Raw genomic sequence first — 20,253 nt, 5'->3', positions numbered from 1 at the left:
GACGCTCACTGGCCGGTCCCGACCTTGTCCAGGACGTTCGTGGTCATCCATCGCGTCAGGCGGTCACCACCGCTGGACTTCCAGCTGGAGATGGCCGCCTGGACGTCGGAGACCTTCTTCTTGCCGTGGTAGCAGTCCCTCATGGTGTCCTCCACCGACTGTCCGGCGGCGGCTGTCGCCAGCGACTGCGACAGGCTGATGTTCACGTCCCAGAACAGCGGCTTGTATCCGTACTTCACGTTCGTGGCCGCCCAGCCGGTGTAGTCCTTGGTGACGACGTCGGCGCCCTGGTTGCTGATCACGGAGGCCGGCGAGGCCAGGAAGGGGTAGGTGGTCGCCTGGACGAACTTCTGGCCCTCCTTGGTCGCCGTCGGCACACCGTTGTTCATCGTGTAGTGGACGCCCTCGACACCGAAGTTGACCATGGTGTACTCGCGCGTGCCGTAGGGCGCGGCCAGGTAGTTGGCCACCGACAGCAGTTCCTCGATCTGGGCCGGATTCAGGCGCTTGTTCAGGTAGCTGATCATGCTGGCGGAAGGGCTGAGGAAGATGCTCGGGGTGCTCTTGCCGTCGGCGGCGAAGGTGTTGAACGCGCCGCGGCGGTAGTGCTTGTCCGCGGTGGTGCCCGACTGGTGGTCGGCAAGGTTCCACGCGCCGAGGCCCCCGCCGGCGATCAGCACCTTCCCGGAGTAGAAGCGGGTGCCCTGGCCGGCGCCGTTCCCCGCCAGGGCGTCGGGGTGCATGAAGCCGGACTTCGCCAGGCGGTAGTGCCAGTTCATGGCCTCCAGGAACTCCGGCAGCTCGTATTTGTGGACCAGCTTGCCGTCCACCAGCTTCCACTGCGCCGGCACGCCCCAGAAGAGGGAGAGGTAGGTCCACAGTTCGTCGAAGGCCCACACACCGCGCTTGGCGTCGGTCAGCTCCTTGCCCAGGTTCCACATGTCGTCGGCGGACCTGATCTGGTCCGCGGTGATCCCCTTGGCCTCCAGGATGTCACGGCGGTAGAAGACGGCGCCGGCGAGCGAGAAGTTGGTGGAGCCGCAGGGGATTCCGTAGATCTTGTCGCCCCACGCGCAGGTCTGCCAGGCGCCGGTGGGCAGGGCGGCGAGGTTCGGGTACTTCTTGACCTTGTCGCCGGCCAGGTAGGGGGTGAGGTCCGCGAGTTGGGTCCCGGCCAGTTCACCGGTGTTGAAGGCGTTGTTCCACCAGGCCGGCAGCTGGATCCAGTCGGGCAGGCGGCGCGCGGCGGTCATCGTGGGGACGATGGTGTTGTAGTTGTTGCCGTCGGTCGGCTTGACGGCGAGGTCGACACCGAGGGCCTTGTTCATGGCCTGGTAGAAGGAGTTCCCCGCGGAGGGGACGGTCCCCCACAACGGGGTGACCGCCGTGTAGCTGCCGCCCTTGCCCGGCACTCCGGAGACCGTCGCGACCTGGTCGGTGGGGTAGCGCAGGAACCCCGGGTCGGTCGCCGCCCCGTTGCCGCCACCCGACACGGACGGGATGTCCGGCTTCACGGCCGCGCTGGGCACGTAGGCCGGCAGCGCCGCCTTCAGACCCGACTTGGTGTTCGCACCGGTCTTCTGGTGCGTGCCCCCTCCGCAGGCGGACAGCAGCGGCGCCATCGCTGCGGCTCCCGCGACCGACGCGGCCGTACCGATGAAGGTTCTTCGATTCAGGTGACTGCTCATCTGGAGGCGGCCCTTCCCCTGTGAAGCGTCGAAGCGCTTAAACGACTGGCGGGACCGTATCGACCGCTCTCCTACCAGGCAAGAGGAGAAACAAAAGCAAAATATCCTTTCTGCTTTCGTTGACAGTCCAGACGGCCTCGTGGCAGCGTCGATGCGCTTCGACTTCTGTCCCATCCCACTGCTGGGGGTCAGCTGCGTGAGTCCGCCAGCCGTCTCCGCTGTCGAAAACTTTCCGTTCAAGGACCCGGCGCTGCTCCTGCGGACGCGCGTCGGCGACTTGCTCGAACGACTCACCCTCGACGAAAAGCTCGCGATGCTGCACCAGTACGCTCCCGCGGTGCCGCGTCTGGGCGTCGCGGCGTTCCGCACCGGGACCGAGGCGCTGCACGGTGTGGCGTGGCTGGGCGAGGCGACCGTCTTCGCGCAGGCGGTGGGGTTGGGCGCGACCTGGGACGAGGAACTGGTGCGCCGGGTCGCCGAAGCCGTCTCGGTCGAGCTGCGCGCCTTCGCGCCTCACCCTGCACGGGGACTTCCGGCTGGCCGCGTTCCGCCTCGTCTCACCCCGGGCAGCCGCGGGCTGAGACCGGGCGACCGGGCCCGGCCGTGGCGTCGGCCTGCTCGGTGGTCGTGCACCGGATCGTGCTGCTGCCGCCGCACACATCCCGCGGCGCGATCCCGGCCTCCGGCGAGGCAGGGCGTCGGGCTACCGCAGGAGAGTTTCGTCGCTTGCGGGCGGAGAGAGCTAACATGATCTGGGCGGGTGCCTGGTCCGGCTGTGCGGCAACCGCGTAAGGTGCCGCACGCGCAGGGCAGGGCTGTCGCTCGGCCGACCATGGGGGCGGCGAGGACGCGAAGGATCGGAAGGCGGCTGTGGCTGACGACGCGGCGGAAAGACCGGCGGAGGGCGGCGAACGCCCCGGGGGCGACTCCTCGCGGCCGGTGACGATCGCTTTCATCGCCGAGTCGGCGGGCGTATCGGTTCCGACCGTCTCGAAGGTGCTCAACGGCAAGTCGGGGGTGTCGCCCGGCACCCGTGCCCGCGTCGAGGAGCTGATCGACCGGTACGGCTACCGCAAGCTTTCGGGGGCCCATCGCAACAACGTGGTGGAGCTGGTGTTCCGCGAGCTGGAGAGCATGTGGGCCGTGGAGATCATCCGGGGCGTGGAGCGGGTGGCCAGCAAGCACCGCGTGGGGCTGATGGTCTCGCGCTTCGGCCTGCACGACTCACCCGCTCCGACCTGGGACGACACAGTGGCCCGCCGCCCGAACTGCGTGCTGTCGGTGGCGCAGCTCTCCGAGGCCGAGCGCGAGCAGCTCCAGGCGAAGGGCATTCCGTTCGTCGTCTTCGATCCCACCTGTGAACTGCCGGACGACGTCCCCTTCGTCGGCGCCACCAACTGGTCCGGAGGCCGGGCCGCGACCCGCCACCTGACCGAGCTGGGCCATCGCCGCATCGCGATGATCAGCGGACCGCAGGACGTGCTGTGCTGCGCTGCCCGGCTGGACGGCTACCGCTCGGCGCTGCAGGCCGCCGGTCTGCCGGCCGATCCGGACCTCGTGGTCCACGCCAAGCTCGCCCGGGAGGACGGCTACGCCGCGGCGCGCGACCTGCTGTCCCGGCCCGACCGCCCCACCGCGATCTTCGCCGCGAACGACCTCCTGGCGCTCGGGGTCTACCAGGCCGCGCGCGAAGCCGGCCTGTACATCCCCGAGGACCTGAGCGTGGTCGGTTTCGACGACCTGCCGGCGGTCTCCTGGGTGGACCCGCCATTGACCACCGTCCATCAGCCGCTGACCGAGATGGCCATCGCGGCGACCGAACTCGCACTGACCCTCGGCCGCGGTGAGCAGGCACCCCAGACCGGGCTGGAGATCGCGACGACCCTCACCGTACGGGAGAGCACGGCGCCGCCGAAGGACTGATGGCTCCGCCGCCGGGACCGCGGGGCCAGTGGACGTCCGCCGCCGCGTCGCCCACCTGCTACTTCTCCGAGTGCCTACAGCCCAAACGCTACCGATAGCTGTGAGTCGACAGAGCCGCTGACCAAGGCGTCCGGAACGGCGACGACCGTCAGTGTCCCGCCGACGGTCGGCGACTACCGCCTCTACGTCGTGGACGCCCAGGGGAACGCGTCCGCCGCGTCGAAGTCCCTCGTACGGCAGGGGATGGGCCTACGTCGCCGACAAGGACCCGGGTCTCACCTACTCCTCCGCCTGGTCGGACTGGAACGACTCCAAGGACTTCGACGGATCCGAGAGGTACACCAACAAGACCGGCGACTACGTCCAGTACTCGTTCACCGGCTCGGGCGTCCGCTATCTCAGCATGAAGCAGCCGAACATGGGGAAGGTCGACGTCTACATCGACGGCACCCTGGCGCAGTCGGGCATCGACGCCTACGCCTCGACGGTGACGGAACAGGTGCCGCTGTTCGAGGAGACGGATCTCCCCGCGGGTCCGCACACCATCAAGGTCGTCTGCGCCGGAACGAAGAACGCGGCCTCGTCCAACACCGTCTGCGCGCTGGACGCGTTCGCCGCCATCCCCTTCCCCGCCACGAACGCGTTCTACAAAATCCTCAACAAGAGCAGCGGCAAGGCGGCCGACGTCTCGGGCGCATCGTCGACCGCCGGGGCGAACGTCATCCAGTGGAACGACACCGGAGCGCAGAACCAGGACTGGCGGTTCGTCCCGGTGGGTGACGGCAGCTACGAGATCGTCAACCAGAACAGCGGCCAATTGATGGACGTCACCGGCGCATCCACCGCGGACGGTGCGACCGTCCTGCAGCAGCCGGACGACAACGGCGCGAGCCAGCACTGGACGCTGACCGCCAGGGGGAACGGCTACTACAAGGTCAAGAACGTGCACAGCGGCATGCTGCTCGCGGTGTCCGGCTCGTCGACTCAGCTCGTGCAGACGACGGACACGAACGCCGACAGCCAGCTGTGGCAGGCGGTGAACGTGGACTGATTCCGCCGACCGCCAGGACAGGCGCCGCCCCCTCCCATACACGTGATGACTCCTGGACAAGGACGGAAATCGTGGACATCTCCAGACGCCAGCTCGGCCGGCTCGCCGCGGTCGGCACCGGGGCGCTCCTGCTGCCGGGCCTGCTGCCCCCCGGCACGGCGGCGGCAGCGGTCACACCTTTCGCCGGTACATGGGGCGACCAGGGCGACGGCACCTACGTCAACCCCGTCCTCCCGGGCGACTTCAGCGACTGGGACTGCATCCGGGTCGGCGCCGACTACTACGGCATCACCAGCACGTTCGGGTACTCGCCAGGGGTGGCCGTCCTGCACTCGACGGACCTGGTGAACTGGCGGACGCTCGGCGGCGCGGTCGACGATCTCACCGGCATCGGTCCCCTGTTGAACTGGGACCGGATGAACCGCTTCGGCCGCGGGGTGTGGGCCGGGGCCATCCGCTACCACGCGGGCCGGTACTGGGTGTACTTCAACACCCCCGACGAAGGTTTCTTCATGACGTCGGCCCCCTCGCCGAGCGGGCCGTGGGATCCGCTGACGGCGGTGTGGCGGACCTCCGGCTGGGACGACCCGTGCCCGTTCTGGGACGACGACGGCCAGGGCTACCTGGTCAGCACGCACTATGCGGACAGCTACAAGATAAACCTGTTCAAGCTGTCCGAGGACGGCAAGTCGCTGGTCGGCTCGCCCACGGTCATCCACCAGTCGCCGGGCAGCGAGGCCAACAAGCTGTACAAGATCAACGGCCTCTACTACCACCTGTACAGCGAGGTGAAGCCCGAGGGCCGAGTGCTCATGATGAACCGCGGCTCCAGCCTCCACGGCCCGTACGAGACCCGGCAGCTGGAACACGTCAACGCCTCCGTGGACCGCGAGCCCAACCAGGGCGGGCTGGTGCAGGCCCCGGACGGCGCCTGGTACTTCGTGACCCACCACGGCCACGGCGACTGGGAGGGAAGGCCGCTGTCCCTGCTACCGGTGACCTGGGTGGACGGCTGGCCGATCCTGGGCCAGGTGGGCGCGGACGGCATCGGCACCATGGTGTGGACCGGCCAGGTACCCGCCGGCGGCACACCCGGCCTGCCCCTCGACGCACTGCCCCCCGTGGTGACCAGCGACCTGTTCACCGACACCCGGATCAAGCCGCAGTGGGAGTGGTACTACCAGCCGCGCGCGGACCACTGGTCGTTGACCGAACGCCCCGGCTACCTGAGGCTGAAGGCGTTCGCCCCGCTGGCGGCCGACAACCTGACCAAGGCCGGCAACACCCTCACCCAACGGGTGCTGCGCACCGCGGGCGGCGCGACGGTGACCGTCCGCCTCGAACTGGCCGGCCTCGCCGACGGCCAGCACGCCGGACTGTGCCACTACGCGGCCGGCTACGCCGGACTGGGCGTCCACCGCTCCCGCACCACCACCACGATCGCTCACAACGCCGGCGGCACCCTGACGTACGGCCCGGCCGTCACGCAGGACGCCGTGTGGCTGCGCACCACCTGGAACGTGAGCGGCGTCAGCCAGTTCTCCTACAGCCTCGACGGAAACACCTTTACCGCGTTCGGCGGCACCTACCAGCTCACCTGGGGCGGCTACCGCGGCGACCGGGTCGGCCTCTACACCTACAACCCGGACAACACCGGCTACGTCGACTTCGACTCGGTGCAGTACACCATCGCGCCCACCCGGACCTACACGTGCGTCAGCGTGCGCAGCGGCAAGGTCGCCGACGTCTCCGGCGCCTCGATCGCGGACGGCGCCTACGTGATCCAGTGGCCCGACAACGGCAAACCGAACCAGCAGTGGACCTTCCAGTCCACTGCGGACGGGTATCACACCATCACCTGCGTCAACAGCGGCAAGGTCCTCGACGTGGCGGGGTCCTCACTGGCGGACGGTGCACGGGTCGTACAGATGCCCGCCGACGGCCGCACGAGCCAGCAGTGGCAGCTGCGCCCCCAGGCCGGCGGTCAGTTCATCCTGGTCAACCGCAACAGCGGCAAGGTGCTCGACGTCAGCGGGGGCAGCACGGCCGACGGCGCGGCACTGATCCAATACCGCGACACCGGCGGCTCCAACCAGCGGTGGACCTTCCACCGCGTCACCGGCCAGTAGTGCCTGGTCGGGTCGGTGCGGGCCCGTTCGGCCAGCAGCCGGCGCACGGGCAGTTCGGGTCCGTCGGCTTTCTTGAATCCAGGGCGAGCCGACCTGCCGGGACCGGACCACTGCGCCCAGCGTCCCATGGTCGGCGCGGTTCCGATCAGGCACTCGACCTGGCTCGGGGATCGCCCTCCTCGTCTCGTCCGGCCGCCCCCACTCGGAGGTGAGTCCCCCGCGCCTCGCGCCTCACCCCCTCGCGTCCTCGGGAACGCTCTCCCGCCGCCGTTCGTCTACAGTTTTGTAGACCGTCTGCTTCGGAGCGGTCGATCGTTCCCGGGTGTTCGTTCACACGCGAGAGCTCCACAGGAAAGGCCACCATGACCAGCCCGCCGCACCTACCCTCGCAGACGGCCGTCGGGGCCGCGGCCTTCGGCACACTGGTGGCAGTGACAGCGACGCGCGCGGCGTGGCGCGGCAGCCGCCGGAAGCCCCAGGGAGGATCATGCGCCCCAAGATCCTGATCGTCGAGGACGATCACGCCCTGCGGGATGTGCTGCGCCGCGGCCTGTACGACGAGGACTTCGAGCCCGTTCTCGCCGCCGACGGCGCCACCGCGCTGCGGCTGGCCGGCGCGGACATCGCGGCGGCCGTCCTGGACGTCGGCCTGCCCGACTCCGACGGACGGGACGTGTGCCAGGCGATGCGGGCCAACGGCTTCCTCGCCCCGGTGATCTTCCTGACCGCCAGGCAGCAGCTCACCGACCGGCTGGCCGGCTTCTCGGCCGGCGGTGACGACTACCTGCCCAAGCCGTTCCACCTCGCCGAACTCGCCGCCAGGCTGAGAGCCGTCATCAGACGGGGGGCCGGCACGGCGGTGGCCTCGGCCGGAGACCTGGTTCTGGACGCGGTGGATCACAGCGTGAGCGTGCACGGCACTCGCATCGCCCTGTCCCCCACCGAGTTCCGGCTGCTGGCGACGCTCGTCGCCGCGGACGGTGCTCTCGTGCGCCGCCGTGACCTGGTGCGGGCCGGCTGGCCGGAGGGCGCCCAGGTCAGCGACAACACCCTGGACCAGTATCTGAGCCGGCTGCGCCGCAAGCTCCGGGAGGCGGGCAGCGGCCTGGCGATCGGTACGGCCCGGGGGATCGGACACCGCCTGTCATGAACCGTGCCGCCCGGGTGTTCCACCGCCTCGCCCCGCGCACCCTGCGGGGCCGGCTCTCTCTCGTGGCGCTGACCACCGCAGCCCTGCTGATGACGATCCTGACCGTGGTGTTCAACGCCGTCATGGACCGGCATCTGCAGCACCAGGCCGACGACGAACTCCGCAACCGGGCGGCGGCGGTCGCCACGACGATCGACACCAGCGGCCCGCGGGTACGCGTCCTGGAAACCGTCAACGACCGTCTCCTCGACACCAACGTCTGGATCTACGCCGGCAGCCACCTGCTGGAGGAGCCGCCGTCCGCCTCCGGCGCCTTGACGCAGGCCGCCGACCGGCTGGCCGCGCAGCACCGGCACGCCTGCACCACCGTCCAGGCCCACGGTCACCCGCCCGCGAGGTTGTGCTCCCACCCCCTGCGCGGCCGCCATGCCTCCGCCGCCGTCGTCACGGCCCTGGACCTCTCGCCGTATCGCAGCTCGGCCGACACCCTGCTGCTGGGATCGCTGGTCCTCGACGCCGTGATGCTCGGCTGCACCTACGCGCTCACCCGTCTGTCCGTCGGCCGGGCCCTGCGGCCGGTCGGGACGATGACCGACCAGGCCACCCAGTGGAGCGCCACTGGCTCCGACGAGCGTTTCGGCACGGAGGAGCATCCGGTCGAACTCGCCCGCCTGGGAGCCTCGTTGGACCAGCTACTGGACCGCATCCGGACCGTGCTGCGCCACGAACAGCAGCTGACCGGAGAGCTGTCCCACGAACTGCGCACACCGCTGACCCGGATCATCATGGAACTCGACTGGTGGCGGACCCGTCCGCGCGGCGACGCCGAGACCCGCGCCACCCATGAGGTGATCGCCGACGCCGCCCAGTCCATGCGGACCATATGCGACACGCTTCTCAACGAGGCCCGGGAGAACGCGCTGAACCCGGCGACGACCCCCGGGGCGACCGATGTCGTGCCCGTCCTGGGCCGCCTGCTCGACGGCCTCCCCACCCCGGACGCGGTGAAGATCGTCGTGGAGGCCGAGGCGCCGGCGCTGGAGGCAGGGGTGGCCCCCGCTCTCCTCGAACGCATCGTGAGCCCCCTGCTCGCCAACGCCGCCCGTTACGCCCGCTCCCGGGTGACCGTGTCCGCCCGGCGGGTGGCCGGCACCGTGCGGATCGAGGTCGTCGACGACGGGCCCGGTGTGCCGGAGACGTTCGTGGGAGAACTGTTCCAGCCCGGCCGGCGGGCCGACTCCGGCGACGGACACGACGGCGCGGGCCTGGGCCTGCCGCTCGCGCGGCGCCTCGCCCGCGCCGTCGGCGGGGAGGTGTCCTACGTCCCCGGGCACGCGCCCGGGGCCAAGTTCACGGTCAGCCTGCCCGCCGGGTGACCGCGTCCCGGAAACCCAGGCCGAGGATGACCGCCAGGAAGAGGGCGCTGGTCACCACGGTGCCCAGCCCGAGCCCGCCGTGTCCGGCCGGCTCGGAGAGGTAGTGACCGGTGGAGGCGCCGAGCGGGCGGGTGAGGACGAAGGTGATCCAGAAGCTCCACACCGCGTCCAGGCCCAGCGCGAAGTGCGCGATGGTCACCGCGGCGATGGCTGCCGCGAACAGGGCGGCGCAGAGCCAGTACCCGAGGCCCGTGCGCTCGGCGGCCAGATCACCGGCGGCGGTGCCCAGAGCGAAGGCGAACAGGACCGCGATCCAGTAGAAGGACTCCCGGCTCGTCGTGTCGATGTGGTGGAGGGACAGCGTCCGCTCGCGCCGGTACCAGACGACGAAGACGGCCGCGAGGGCGATCGCGAACGCCGTCGTGGTCGTCTCCAGCGGCACGCCCATGGTGTCGGTGAGGTCGTCGCTGACCAGCGTGCCCACCACGCCGGTCAGGGCCACGGCGAGCCAGTAGACACCGGCCCGGTGGGCGCTCGTGCCGAACTGCGCCACCAGCGCCACGGCCAGCAGGGTGCTCATCGACACGGTCACACCGGTCAGGCCGAGTCCGGTCTTCTCGTTCAGCAGGTCGGCCGCGGTCTGCCCGACCGTGGTGCAGAGCACCTGGGTGATCCAGAAACGCAGCGTGACTTCGGGCACCCTGATCCTGCGCGGCTGGTGCCGCGCGGGTGCTTCGGCCTCGGGGCCGAGGGGTGTCGCGGAAGTCTCCTGGGTCATGGACAGCGACCGTGCCACCGCATACCTGAACACATCCTGACTGGCCGCGCGGCTCACTCGCGTTCCGCCCGGCGCCCGGTACGGCCGTACCGCCCGATGTCACCACCCGTGGCCGCCGCCGTTGTTGAGCAGCGCCAGGACCGCGGTCGCCGCGAGGAGCGCCTGGGTGAGGCGGACGTGACGGAACAGCGCCGCCAGCGCACAGGGCAGAGCCGCGTACCACGGCATCGACCAGGGTGCCGTGAGAATCCAGGCGAAGGCGAGCGCGAACGGCACGGTGACGGCGGCGGGGGCCTCCGCGGGGAGGTACCGGTGCACCACCAGGGCGAGCCCCAGCATCAGCACCGGCCACAGAACGCCGACGGCCGTCGCGGCCGTGCCGAGCCCCGCGAGATCGGCCGCGACCTGTTCGAACACGGCCCACAGTGAGGGCCTGGACACCATGTGCGCGGCCTCGGTCAGCGGATCGAGGGCGTGCAGACCGTACCCGCCGTAGAGAACGGCCAGCGTCAGCGCGGCGGTGCCCGCCACCCGGAACGCCCGCTGCCACAGCCCGCGGCACAGCAACGGCCACACCACACCCACGCCGACCAGAGCGGCACTGATCTTGACGCCGCAGGCCAGGCCCACCAGTGCGCCGACGAGCAGGTCCTCGCGCCATCCGCTCGCCCTGCGCGCCACGTGGACGGCGGCGACGGCCAGGGCGGCTATGACCGTGTCCAGGTGTCCGCCGCCGGCCAGCACGCCGATCAGCAGCGGATTGGCGCTCCAGAGCAACGCCGCCCGTACCGGGTCGTCGGCGGTCCTCATCAGCAGATAGCCGGTGGCGAGGAACACGGCCGCGTTGACGAGCATCAGCGCCCAGATGGTCAGCCAGGGCTGGCCCCCGCCGACGAACGCGGCAGCGGCCTGCCACCAGGTGCCGACCGGCCCGTACACCGACGGGGTGTCGCGCCACGCGTCGCTGACCAGATGGGCGTAGGCGCCGCCCAGCTGGGCCGGAGTCGTCACATACGGATCACCGCCCAGTGCGGCGATACGGCCGTAGGCGGCGTAACTGGCGGTGTCGGAGGAACCGATCGGGGTGAGATCGGCGACCAGGAGCACGGCGAACGCACCGGCGCGGAACAGAGTGCGGGGGTCCGGCCTCCAGCCGCGGCCCTGGGCGTTGAGCATGCCGAGCGTTCCGGCACACGACAGCACGATCGCGACGGACGTGGCCACCTGGGAGACGGTGCCCGACATGGCGGGCAGCCGGAGCCAGGTGACGGCGGCCCGCAGCGTGTTGTGATTGGGCGCGCTCGCGCCCACCAGCCCGAACAGGAAGACGCCTGCCGCGGCCATCCACACCGATGCGTACGGCAGCGGGTGTCCGTCACCGGTCCGAGGCGCGTGCGCGACCGCCCTGCCCCGGTCCGCGGTGCGCAGAGTCCGTTCGTTGTCGTCTGTCGTCAAGGTCGGCCTCGGTCGTACTCGGGTCATGGCTCTGCGGCGCGCGGTTCGTCGTCGCCTCTCCGTGCGCGGTATCACCCGTGAGGACGGCTCAGTGGGCGGCCCCGTTGGCTCGGCCGGCGGTCGGAATGTGCAGCGCCTTCCCCGAGACCGGCGGCTCAAGCGCGCGACATCGCAGCGCGGGACGCCGACTGCCCCGACGCGGGGGATGTGTCGGGGCGGTCGGCGTCGCGGTCGTCAGCCGAGTGAGGTGAGGAGCGTGTTGAGCGCCTTGGCCTCGGTGGCCTTGTCCGGGCTGGGGGCACGCAGTGCCTGCAGGACCTGGTCGATCTCGCCGTCGAGGAAGTGCCACGCCTTCTCGCTCTTGGGCTCGAGGCTGGGCTGGCCGTCGTCCCAGGCGGTCTCGAGGTCCTTCACCCGGGCGGTCGCGGCCTGCTGGTTGCCCGCATCGAGCTTTGCCAGGGTGTCAGCGGTGATCGTGCGGAACTTGGCGATCTCGGCCGGAGGGAACGGCGACGTCGCCTCCTTCGGGCTGAGGTGCGTGGTCACCGGCGCGGGGCTGTCGCTCTCGCTGGCCGCGGCCGCGTGGGGCCGGCCGTTCGCCCAGACGAGAAGCGCCGCGGTGGCGACCGCCACGACGGCGTAGTACCCGAGCATGATCCGCTCGCGCGCCGGGTTCACCGCTTTCGGCGTGTCCGTGAGCTCGTGGGTCTCGATCACGTCGCTCCGGCTGAGCGTGAGGTACACGACCGTGGCGAGGATCGCGGCCAGGAAGATCACGCTGGTCACCGCGGTGCCGAGGCCCAGGCCGCCGTCGCCGCCGGGCGAGCCGAGCCAGTCGCCGAGGTTGGCGCCGAGCGGGCGGGTGAGGATGTAGGCCAGCCAGAAGGAGAGCACCGCGTTGGCGCCGAGGCGCCACCCGGCGACGATCGCGACGATCAGACCGAGGGGCAGGAGCACCGAGACGCCCGGGGTCCAGCCGGTCAGGTCCAGGGTCCAGTCGCCGGTGGCGGTGCCGAGGGCGAAGGTGACCAGGACCGCGAGCCAGTAGAACAGCTCTCGGGGGCGGGTGGTGATGGTGTGGACCGACAGGGTCCGCTCACGCGCGTACCAGATTCCGAAGACCACGGCGAGGACGACGGCGAACACGCTGCTGCTCAGTGCGAGGGGGACGCCCTGGCTGTCGGTGAGGATGTCGGTGTAGAGAGTGCCGGTCACACTCACCACGACGACGGTGAGCCAGTAGACGAACGGAATGTAGCGTTTGGTGCTGAGCTGCCAGCCCAGGACGCCCGCCAGCACGACGGTGAAGATCAATGCGGTGTTGATCAGGCCGACACCGAGGTTCATGTTGATCCAGTCGGCGAAGCTCTCGCCGACCGTGGTGCACAGGATCTTGATGATCCAGAACCAGATCGTGACCTCGGGAACCTTGTTCAGCATCTGCCGGGCGGGCGTGCCAAGACCATTCGAGGAACGGCGGTGAGAGGCCGCCCCGGCCGACGGCCCACCGGCTCGCTGGTGCTCTCCTTGCTGGGTGCCTGTCCCGGGAACCACTGGGCTCTCAGACGTTTCATAGGTCATGCCGCCCGACTGTGTCATCGGGTACCTGAACGCATCCTGACTGCCCATGCCCTTCGTCCGGTCGACTCCTTGGCCTGGATCGGTTCGGGCATCATCCGCGGCGTTCTGTCCCTCCCGGTGCGCTATCGCGTCGGCTGACGAGGCACCGGGACGGGCCGAGGAGTCGGGCCGGTCAGTGCCGGGCGGTCAGTGCCTGGGCGGTCAGTGCCTGGGCGGGGGCCGCACCGGAAGCCGGAGGCGACGGCCGGGGAGCCGTGGCCGTCGTAGCGCGATACCCGCGGGTGGCCGCACAGGTCACGGATGACGCTCTGCCCGGAGGCGTTGACCAGGGTGGCGGGCAGGGTCCTGGGCGCCTTGCCGTGCTCGACGTCGGCCCTCCGGGAACCGCCCTCTTCCGCCACCGCCAGCAGCACCTCCTCGGACGGTGACGCTTCTTGCCTCAAGAAAAGTCACCTGTCAGGATGGTGATGTGAATCTTGACCATGTATTCGTGTGCGGACACCCGGCCCTCGACTTCGCGGCCACCCTTCGGGCCCGGCGCTCGGCCCGGTTCGAGATGTTCGTGACGCCCGAACGGCTGAACGCCTGGTACCTGGAGTCCGGCCTGGTGGACACGATCACTCCCGGCACGGAGGACGACGTCCGGGAGGCCACGACGGTGCGCGAGGCCGTCTACCGCCTCGTCACGAACCGCCGGCTCGGCGAGGACTTCCACCGCGAAGCGCTCGCCGTGGTCAACGCCGCCGCGCGCAAGGCTCCCGTGACGCCGCAGCTCACCATGGCCGGACGGCACACCGACGCGACACCCGAGCAGGCGCTGGCGACCGTCGCACGGCAGGCCGTGGACCTGCTCAGCGGCCCGGACGTCCCCCTGATGAAGGAGTGCGGCAACCCTGAGTGCACCCGGGTCTACATCGACCGCTCCCGGGGCATGCGGCGCCAGTGGTGCGGCATGGAGTCCTGCGGCAACAGGATCAAGGCCGCCGCCTACCGCGCCCGCAAGAAGGACGCGTCCGTCGCGACCGCGCGCTGACTCGGCAGCAGCGCTCCGTCCCGCGCACCCCGGTCCAGCCGGTCCAGGGACGCCTGGCCGGTGAGCGGGAAACCTACAGGCCCAGATCCAGGGCGAGACACGAGGAGGACTTCCACGAGCCTTCGGGGTCGTACGACGCGTTCACCCCGCCGCCCGCGACCTCGACCTCTTCGGTCATGTCCTCGAAGCGGATGCGCTCGGGAAGGCTGCCGTATCGCGCGTGTCGTGCCGCCGCGGCGGCGTCCGCACCGAACTCCTCGTTCATGGTCGTGCTCCACTTCGTCGGTCGTGGACGGCGTCCTGTTTCGCTTCCTTGAGCCCCCAGGAGCATGCTCTTCTCGTTCATCACCTGTCAAGGCGGTGACGAATGCCTAGCGGGAGCGGACAGCTCATCCCATGGCGGCGCCCTCCAGGATCGCGGCGGTGAAGGCCTCGGGCCGCTCCTGAGGGATGTTGCGGCCGGAGGTAGCCGCCCACGGAGACCAGGCCGCCGCAGCGCTCCGGCCACAGCGCCGCGGCGACGCCACCGACCCGTCCGCCCCAGTCGGTCGAGGGCGGCGTCGGTGCGGCCGTGGCGCACCGGGCCCAGATCGGGTGCGCTCCCCAGGGTCGGCGGTGCGTCCGCGAGTGCTGTGGCCCGCCTGGTGAAGCCGGTCGCTCCAACCGCCGTCGCCGCCGCCACCAGGGCCCGGGTCGGTCCGCGCCTGCTGATCGTGCCTGTTCCTCGCGTTCGATGCGGAGCATGCGGCACACCAGCGCACGGCGCGGTCCCGGAGCCGCCCACGCTCTTCAGACGGTGATGGTCTTGTACTCGGTGTAGGCGCCGAGCCCGACCGCGCCGTACTCGCGGCCGATGCCGCTGGCCTTGAAGCCGCCGAAGGGGCCGTCGAAGCCGACGGAGGCGCCGTTGACGGTGACGGTTCCGGTACGCACACGGCGGGCGACCGCCAGGGCGTGTTCCTCGTCGGAGGACCAGACGCCGCCGGAGAGGCCGTACTCGGAGTCGTTGGCGATGCGGACGGCGTCGTCCTCGTCGTCGTAGGCGATGACCACCAGGACCGGGCCGAAGATCTCCTCCTGGGCGATCCGCATGGAGTTGTCGACGTCGGCGAAGACGGTCGGCGTGACGTAGTTGCCCTTCTCCAGGCCCTCGGGGATCCGGGGACCGCCGACGACCAGGCGGGCGCCCTCCTCGATGCCGAGCCGGATGTAGTCCCGTACCCGTTCCTGCTGGTCGGGGCGGATCATGGGGCCGATGAAGGTGTCCGGGTCGCGCGGGTCGCCGACCTTCAGCGAGTCCACCAGTTCCTTCAGCGCGGCCACGACCTCCTCGTACCGGCCGCGGGGGGCCAGGATCCGGGTCTGGGCGATGCACGACTCGCCGTTGTTGAGCAGGGAGCCGAACTTCACGCCCGCGACGGCCTTCTCGATGTCGGCGTCGGGGAGGATGATCGCGGCGGACTTGCCGCCCAGTTCCAGGCTGACCCGCTTGAGCTGCTCGCCCGCGATCGAGGCGATACGGCGGCCCGCCCGGGTGGAGCCGGTGAACGCGATCTTGTCGACCTCCTTGTGCGACACCAGGTACTCACTGGTCTCCCGGTCCGCCGGCAAGACGCTGATCACGCCCTCGGGCAGACCCACCCGGTCCAGCAGTTCGGCCAGGAAGCCCATGCTCAACGAGTTCTCCGGAGAGACCTTCAGGACCACGGAGTTGCCCGCGACCAGGGCCGGGATGATCTTCGAAGTGGCCGAGGAGAAGGGCGAGTTCCACGGGATCACCGCGGCCACGACGCCGATCGCCTCCCTGCGCACCACGCTGCGGACCGGGGACGCCGGGTCGGAGGGCACGAGGGTCTCCTCCCAGCCGAACTCCTCCGCCGCCTTCAGACAGGCGTTCGCCTGCCGGGTCAGACCGGGCTGTCCGGCGCGGGTGAACCAGCCCGCCGAACCGTTCTCCAGCGAGATCAGGTGCGCGATGCCCTCCGCGTTCTCCTCGCGCAGCGCGTTGAACCGCCGCAGCACCTCGATCCGCTCGGCCGGCGGGGCCAGACGCCACCCATCCGCCTCGAAGGACGCCCGCGCCACGGCGAGTGCGCGGTCGATGTCGGCCGGCCGCGCCTGCGCGGCCCGCCCGACCACCGACCGGTCGTGCGGCGAGGCGATGTCGAGCAGCCTGGTGTCGCTCGGCTCGACCCAGGAGCCTCCGATGAAAAGCCTGTCGTAGGTGATCACGTGCCGCCTCTCTCCCGGTGTTCGGTTCAGGCCACTCGACAGGAGCATCAACTGTCACTTCAATGTAGCAGTTATTATAATTATTTACGCGTGACAGTGGCATTTATGGCCATCTAAGGGCGCCGGTAACGCTCGTCACCGGTTTGACAGGTGACGGACCACGTGCCAGGGTCATCGCAGCAAGAGCCGCGGTGATCTCGCACCGCCGATGTGCCGGAAACGCACGACGGAGGACTTCACATGTTCAACAGGCGCACCTTCAACAGGGCTGTCGGTCTCGGCACCGGCGCGGCCGCGGCCTCCCTGTCCGGCCTGCAGACCAGCGCGTCCGCCGCGTCCGCCGCTCCCTCCGCGCCCTCCGCGCACACGCCGGGCGGCGCCCCGGTCCCCGCCGTCCCCACCGTCGCCCCGGGCACCCACACCGGGTTCGGCATGACAAAACAGGTCAAGGCGGGTGTCCTGGACATCGGCTATGCCGAGGCGGGGCCCGCCCACGGCCCGGTCGTCCTCCTCCTGCACGGCTGGCCGTACGACATCCACAGCTTCGTCGACGTGGCCCCGCTCCTCGCCGACCAGGGTTACCGCGTCATCGTTCCCTACCTGCGCGGCCACGGCAGCACCCGCTTCCTGGCCCGGCACACTCCCCGAACCGCCGAGCAGTCGGCCATCGCGCTGGACGTCATCGCCCTGATGGACGCTCTCAAGATCCACCAGGCCGTCCTCGCCGGCTTCGACTGGGGCTCGCGCACCGCCGACATCGTCTCCGCCCTGTGGCCCGAGCGCGTCAAGGCCCTCGTGTCCACCGGCGGTTACCTCATCACCGACCGAAAGGCGCAGTTGGAGCCCGCCCTCCCGGCCGTCGAGCACAACTGGTGGTACCAGTGGTACTTCGCCAGCGAGCGCGGCAAGAAGGCCATGGAGAACGTCGACAAGCGCATCGCACTGTGCCGCTACGTGTGGACCCTCGTCTCCCCGAACTGGGACTTCGACGACGCCACCTTCGCGCGCACCGCCCAGGCCTTCGAGAACCCCGACTACGCGGCCATCGTTCTCTTCAACTACCGCTGGCGCATCGGCCTCGTCGAGGGTGAGCACCGCTACGACCGCTACGAGAAGCGGCTCGCGGCCCAGCCCACGATCGGCGTTCCCACCCTCACCCTCGACGCGGCGCTCGACCCCTTCACCCCGCCCGGCGACGGCTCCGCCTACCGCGGCCACTTCACCGGGCCGTACGAGCACCGCACCATCGCGGACGTCGGCCACAACCTGCCGCAGGAAGCGCCCACCACCTTCGCCCAGGCCGTGGTCGACGCCGACCGCCTCTGAGCTGCCCTGTGAGTACCAAGGGTGGACGCGACGCCGACCGCCTCTGAGCTGCCCTGTGAGTACCAAGGGTGGACGCGAGCGACTGGTGACCGGTGCGGTCGCGACCGCCACGGCGGGTCTCGCGCTCGGCGCGTTCGCCCTCAGCGGCACCGCCACGGCGAGACCGGGACCGCAGGGTCCTCCGACGCCGGCCGGCCCGCCAAGCCGACCGTCGTTCCGGTGGTCGCCGCCGCGAACCCTCCCCCGGCTCTCGGCTTCGCTCGCGCCGGGGGGAACCCCCACCGCGGCCCTGCCTCCGACGCCACCGCCCTGCGCACGGTCCTCGATCACGTCAAGGGCGGTCACCTGCAAGTACCCGGGCTCCGCCCTCCCCGACGCCCTCGACCCGGTCACCTACCAGCAGGCCGACGGCCCCACCGCCACCGACCTGTACCGCCACCCGTTGGTCGGCGATCTCACCCTCGACTGCGACACATGGACCGGCTCCGACGGCTCCGGGCAGCGCCTGACGGTCCTGACCGCCCCGGCCGACGGCCCCTCCCACAACGCCCTGCGCATCCTCGCCTCCAGGACCGCGCGGCGCGCGCACCCGGGCCGGACGAAGGGCAGGACACCCTGACCACCCGAGCACCGGAAGAAGTCCCGTCCCCCTGCGAGGAAGACATGCCGACGCCCCACCACCTGTCCCCCCATCCGCCGTCGAGCCACCGGGCCATCGAGAACCTCCTCGCACGCTATGCCGAACTCGTCGACGACGGCGATTTCGCCGGACTCGGCGTCCTCCTCGCGGACGCCACCTTCACCGGCAGCGGCGAACCGGTGAGCGGCCGCGACGCGATCGAGAGGTGGTTCCGAGACACGGTGATCGTCCACGACGACGGCACGCCGCGAACGCAGCACGTCACGACCAATGTCGTCATCGAGGTCGACGAACGGGCGAGCACCGCGGTCTCGCGTTCCTGCGTCACCGTCTTCCAGGCGCTGCCCGGCCTGCCGCTGCAACCCATCGCCGGTGGCCGGTACCACGACCGCTTCGAGCGCCGATCGGACCAGTGGCGCTTCGTGGAGCGCCGGGTGCGCATCAGCCTCGTCGGCGATGTCAGCCGCCATCTGCGGAACTCCGCACAGCCATAGACTCCGTGCGGTGAGAGCCGATGCCGCGCGCAACCTGGAAGCCGTCCTGACCACCGGAGCCCGCATGCTCGCCGCCGACCCCGGCGCGAGCATCGCGAGCATCGCCGCCGAGGCAGGCGTGGACCGGCGTACCGTCTACCGTCGCTTCGCCTCCCGCGAAGACCTCCTGGCGGCCATCTACGAATCCCGCCTGACGGCCATCGAGGAGGCCATCGAGGGCGCCCGGCTGCGCGAGGCGCCCGTCGCCGTCGCCCTGCACCGCTACGTCGAGAACATCATCACCGTCAACCGCACCTGGCCCGTCGACCTCACCCGCATGCTCGCCGACGACACCGTCCACGCACGGCGCGACGCGTCGGTCCGCGAGGTCGACGCGTTCCTCCGGCGTGCCACCGACGAAGGCCTTCTGCGCCCCGGTCTCCCGGAGGGATGGGCGGGCGCCCTGCTGCCCCAGCTCATGCACCTCGTGGCCCGGCAGTTGCCCGAACTGGCCCCGGGCCAGGCCGCGGACGTCGTCGTAGACACCCTGCTGAACGGCCTGGGCACGTCCTGACCGACAGACGCACAGCGCCAGGTGCCATGGATGAAGACGACGGGAGTGTGGTTCACGGCCGGCTCCTCCGAGCTGGACGATCACCCGGCAACGGCACGCGGGCGGCCGTTGCAGGATCGTTCGGGCTCAGGCCGGGGGCGACAGTCGAATGACTTGATGTGCGGGGCCGTCATGCCGTCGGCCCCTGGTCGGCCGGCGGGAAGTGCCGGTCCAGGATCCGCGCCCAGCGGTCGGGCGGCACGAAACGGTCCAGGTCCTGGGCCTGCGCGGCGACCAGCTCGGTGAGCGCGGCCACGAACGGCGCCGCCGCCTCGTTGTCCTCCAGCGCGGACGCCGCCTTGGACAGCCGCTCGTGCGCTGCGGGAAAGGCCACTCTCATCCAGGCCTCCCGCTCCTTGGCGCGCCGCACACCGTCCTCGATGAGGATCTGGTCGACGGTGTACTGGGGGCAGTCCCGTGTGTGCCACGTGACGACGGGGTACGTCGCGCCCGTGGTCTTGTCCCGGCCGGCGCCGATGATGCGGGCGTCCATGTCGGCTTCGGTGGCCTGGCAGTCGGGGCAGATTTCCTCGCGGCGGTCGTGCTCGCTCAAGCGTTCTTCTCCTCGCTGCTTGCCGGGCGCCGCGACCGACCGGTGGCAGGCCGACGCCGACGTCACTCCTCCACATTGCAGCATGCCGCGTGTCGAGCACACCCCCGACCGCCCCCCACCGCCGGCATCGGCGCACCCGGTCAGGACGCCGTAGCGCCTCGGGCGGGTCCGGTGCTGGCCCGCAGGGAGATCGGCGGGGCCAGGAGGTGGTGCCGGGGCGGCGCGTCGGGGTCACCGAGCCGTTCCACCAGC

At 70.5% G+C, this 20,253-nt stretch carries 17 protein-coding genes and 2 pseudogenes; 11 read left to right on the top strand and 8 right to left on the bottom strand.

What is annotated here, in order from left to right:
- Positions 1 to 5: 5 nt before the first annotated feature.
- On the bottom strand, positions 6 to 1,688 hold the full coding sequence (locus ACFYMM_RS17815; protein ID WP_388387395.1) for an ABC transporter substrate-binding protein: 1,683 nt from the start codon (positions 1,686 to 1,688) through the stop codon (positions 6 to 8).
- 151 nt (positions 1,689 to 1,839) lie between these two features.
- On the opposite strand from ACFYMM_RS17815, the pseudogene ACFYMM_RS17810 reads away from it, so the two are divergent.
- From ACFYMM_RS17810 to ACFYMM_RS17785, 6 genes and pseudogenes are all read left to right on the top strand, one after another.
- A pseudogene (locus ACFYMM_RS17810) lies at positions 1,840 to 2,298 on the top strand (hypothetical protein); the annotation flags it as partial.
- Between the two features lie 260 nt (positions 2,299 to 2,558).
- Positions 2,559 to 3,611 carry a LacI family DNA-binding transcriptional regulator gene (locus tag ACFYMM_RS17805; protein ID WP_388387393.1) on the top strand — a complete coding sequence of 351 codons (1,053 nt, stop codon included), beginning with the start codon at positions 2,559 to 2,561 and terminating at the stop codon, positions 3,609 to 3,611.
- A 151-nt stretch (positions 3,612 to 3,762) separates the two neighbouring features.
- Complete coding sequence (locus tag ACFYMM_RS17800) at positions 3,763 to 4,662, top strand: RICIN domain-containing protein (RefSeq protein ID WP_388387391.1); 900 nt, start codon at positions 3,763 to 3,765, stop codon at positions 4,660 to 4,662.
- 71 nt (positions 4,663 to 4,733) lie between these two features.
- On the top strand, positions 4,734 to 6,791 hold the full coding sequence (locus tag ACFYMM_RS17795; protein WP_388387389.1) for a family 43 glycosylhydrolase: 2,058 nt from the start codon (positions 4,734 to 4,736) through the stop codon (positions 6,789 to 6,791).
- Between the two features lie 487 nt (positions 6,792 to 7,278).
- On the top strand, positions 7,279 to 7,941 hold the full coding sequence (locus tag ACFYMM_RS17790) for a response regulator transcription factor (protein WP_388387386.1): 663 nt from the start codon (positions 7,279 to 7,281) through the stop codon (positions 7,939 to 7,941).
- A complete protein-coding gene (locus tag ACFYMM_RS17785) occupies positions 7,938 to 9,317 on the top strand; it encodes a sensor histidine kinase (protein ID WP_388387384.1) in 1,380 nt (459 codons plus the stop codon). Before ACFYMM_RS17790 ends, ACFYMM_RS17785 begins: the two co-directional genes overlap by 4 nt.
- Here the strand turns inward: ACFYMM_RS17785 and ACFYMM_RS17780 are convergent.
- From ACFYMM_RS17780 to ACFYMM_RS17770, 3 genes are all read right to left on the bottom strand, one after another.
- Complete coding sequence (locus tag ACFYMM_RS17780; RefSeq protein WP_388387382.1) at positions 9,298 to 10,095, bottom strand: hypothetical protein; 798 nt, start codon at positions 10,093 to 10,095, stop codon at positions 9,298 to 9,300. The two genes, ACFYMM_RS17785 and ACFYMM_RS17780, sit on opposite strands and share 20 nt — an antisense overlap.
- Positions 10,096 to 10,194: 99 nt before the next feature.
- On the bottom strand, positions 10,195 to 11,550 hold the full coding sequence (locus ACFYMM_RS17775; RefSeq protein WP_388387380.1) for a glycosyltransferase 87 family protein: 1,356 nt from the start codon (positions 11,548 to 11,550) through the stop codon (positions 10,195 to 10,197).
- A gap of 234 nt (positions 11,551 to 11,784) precedes the next feature.
- A complete protein-coding gene (locus ACFYMM_RS17770; RefSeq protein WP_388387378.1) occupies positions 11,785 to 12,990 on the bottom strand; it encodes a hypothetical protein in 1,206 nt (401 codons plus the stop codon).
- A gap of 610 nt (positions 12,991 to 13,600) precedes the next feature.
- On the opposite strand from ACFYMM_RS17770, the gene ACFYMM_RS17765 reads away from it, so the two are divergent.
- Complete coding sequence (locus ACFYMM_RS17765; RefSeq protein WP_388387376.1) at positions 13,601 to 14,164, top strand: CGNR zinc finger domain-containing protein; 564 nt, start codon at positions 13,601 to 13,603, stop codon at positions 14,162 to 14,164.
- A 73-nt stretch (positions 14,165 to 14,237) separates the two neighbouring features.
- Here ACFYMM_RS17765 and ACFYMM_RS17760 read toward each other — a convergent pair whose 3' ends face one another.
- Positions 14,238 to 14,429 (bottom strand): hypothetical protein, encoded by a 192-nt coding sequence (locus ACFYMM_RS17760; protein WP_388387374.1) that lies wholly within the window; start codon positions 14,427 to 14,429, stop codon positions 14,238 to 14,240.
- Positions 14,430 to 14,953: 524 nt separating this feature from the next.
- Positions 14,954 to 16,396 carry an aldehyde dehydrogenase gene (locus tag ACFYMM_RS17755; RefSeq protein WP_388387372.1) on the bottom strand — a complete coding sequence of 481 codons (1,443 nt, stop codon included), beginning with the start codon at positions 16,394 to 16,396 and terminating at the stop codon, positions 14,954 to 14,956.
- 240 nt (positions 16,397 to 16,636) lie between these two features.
- Between ACFYMM_RS17755 and ACFYMM_RS17750 the strand changes: the two genes are divergently transcribed.
- The 4 genes from ACFYMM_RS17750 to ACFYMM_RS17735 all read left to right on the top strand — a co-directional run bounded on the left by ACFYMM_RS17750 (position 16,637) and on the right by ACFYMM_RS17735 (position 19,409).
- A complete protein-coding gene (locus ACFYMM_RS17750; protein ID WP_388387370.1) occupies positions 16,637 to 17,722 on the top strand; it encodes an alpha/beta fold hydrolase in 1,086 nt (361 codons plus the stop codon).
- 55 nt (positions 17,723 to 17,777) lie between these two features.
- Complete coding sequence (locus ACFYMM_RS17745; RefSeq protein ID WP_388387368.1) at positions 17,778 to 18,341, top strand: hypothetical protein; 564 nt, start codon at positions 17,778 to 17,780, stop codon at positions 18,339 to 18,341.
- Between the two features lie 44 nt (positions 18,342 to 18,385).
- A complete protein-coding gene (locus tag ACFYMM_RS17740; RefSeq protein ID WP_388387366.1) occupies positions 18,386 to 18,856 on the top strand; it encodes a nuclear transport factor 2 family protein in 471 nt (156 codons plus the stop codon).
- Between the two features lie 64 nt (positions 18,857 to 18,920).
- Complete coding sequence (locus ACFYMM_RS17735) at positions 18,921 to 19,409, top strand: TetR/AcrR family transcriptional regulator (protein WP_388387876.1); 489 nt, start codon at positions 18,921 to 18,923, stop codon at positions 19,407 to 19,409.
- A 169-nt stretch (positions 19,410 to 19,578) separates the two neighbouring features.
- On the opposite strand, the gene ACFYMM_RS17730 is transcribed toward ACFYMM_RS17735, so the two are convergent.
- Both ACFYMM_RS17730 and ACFYMM_RS17725 read right to left on the bottom strand, forming a co-directional pair.
- Positions 19,579 to 20,001: a hypothetical protein gene (locus ACFYMM_RS17730; protein ID WP_388387364.1), complete on the bottom strand. Its 423-nt coding sequence runs from the start codon at positions 19,999 to 20,001 to the stop codon at positions 19,579 to 19,581.
- Positions 20,002 to 20,141: 140 nt separating this feature from the next.
- Positions 20,142 to 20,253, bottom strand: a pseudogene (locus ACFYMM_RS17725) (LacI family transcriptional regulator); the annotation flags it as partial.

It is taken from the genome of Streptomyces sp. NPDC006739, assembly GCF_042869815.1.
In the GTDB taxonomy this organism is placed as follows: domain Bacteria; phylum Actinomycetota; class Actinomycetes; order Streptomycetales; family Streptomycetaceae; genus Streptomyces.
Note: the sequence above shows the minus strand (reverse complement) of the source record. Positions and strands in the feature narration are given on the sequence as shown.

What these genes read in the sequence shown, in the direction of transcription:
- ACFYMM_RS17815 (WP_388387395.1), bottom strand. Translation starts at nt 1,688, where the DNA reads ATGAGCAGTCACCTGAATCGAAGAACCTTCATCGGTACGGCCGCGTCG.
- ACFYMM_RS17790 (WP_388387386.1), top strand. Translation starts at nt 7,279, where the DNA reads ATGCGCCCCAAGATCCTGATCGTCGAGGACGATCACGCCCTGCGGGAT.
- ACFYMM_RS17785 (WP_388387384.1), top strand. Translation starts at nt 7,938, where the DNA reads ATGAACCGTGCCGCCCGGGTGTTCCACCGCCTCGCCCCGCGCACCCTG.
- ACFYMM_RS17780 (WP_388387382.1), bottom strand. Translation starts at nt 10,095, where the DNA reads ATGACCCAGGAGACTTCCGCGACACCCCTCGGCCCCGAGGCCGAAGCA.
- ACFYMM_RS17770 (WP_388387378.1), bottom strand. Translation starts at nt 12,990, where the DNA reads ATGCTGAACAAGGTTCCCGAGGTCACGATCTGGTTCTGGATCATCAAG.
- ACFYMM_RS17760 (WP_388387374.1), bottom strand. Translation starts at nt 14,429, where the DNA reads ATGAACGAGGAGTTCGGTGCGGACGCCGCCGCGGCGGCACGACACGCG.
- ACFYMM_RS17750 (WP_388387370.1), top strand. Translation starts at nt 16,637, where the DNA reads ATGTTCAACAGGCGCACCTTCAACAGGGCTGTCGGTCTCGGCACCGGC.
- ACFYMM_RS17740 (WP_388387366.1), top strand. Translation starts at nt 18,386, where the DNA reads ATGCCGACGCCCCACCACCTGTCCCCCCATCCGCCGTCGAGCCACCGG.
- ACFYMM_RS17735 (WP_388387876.1), top strand. Translation starts at nt 18,921, where the DNA reads ATGCTCGCCGCCGACCCCGGCGCGAGCATCGCGAGCATCGCCGCCGAG.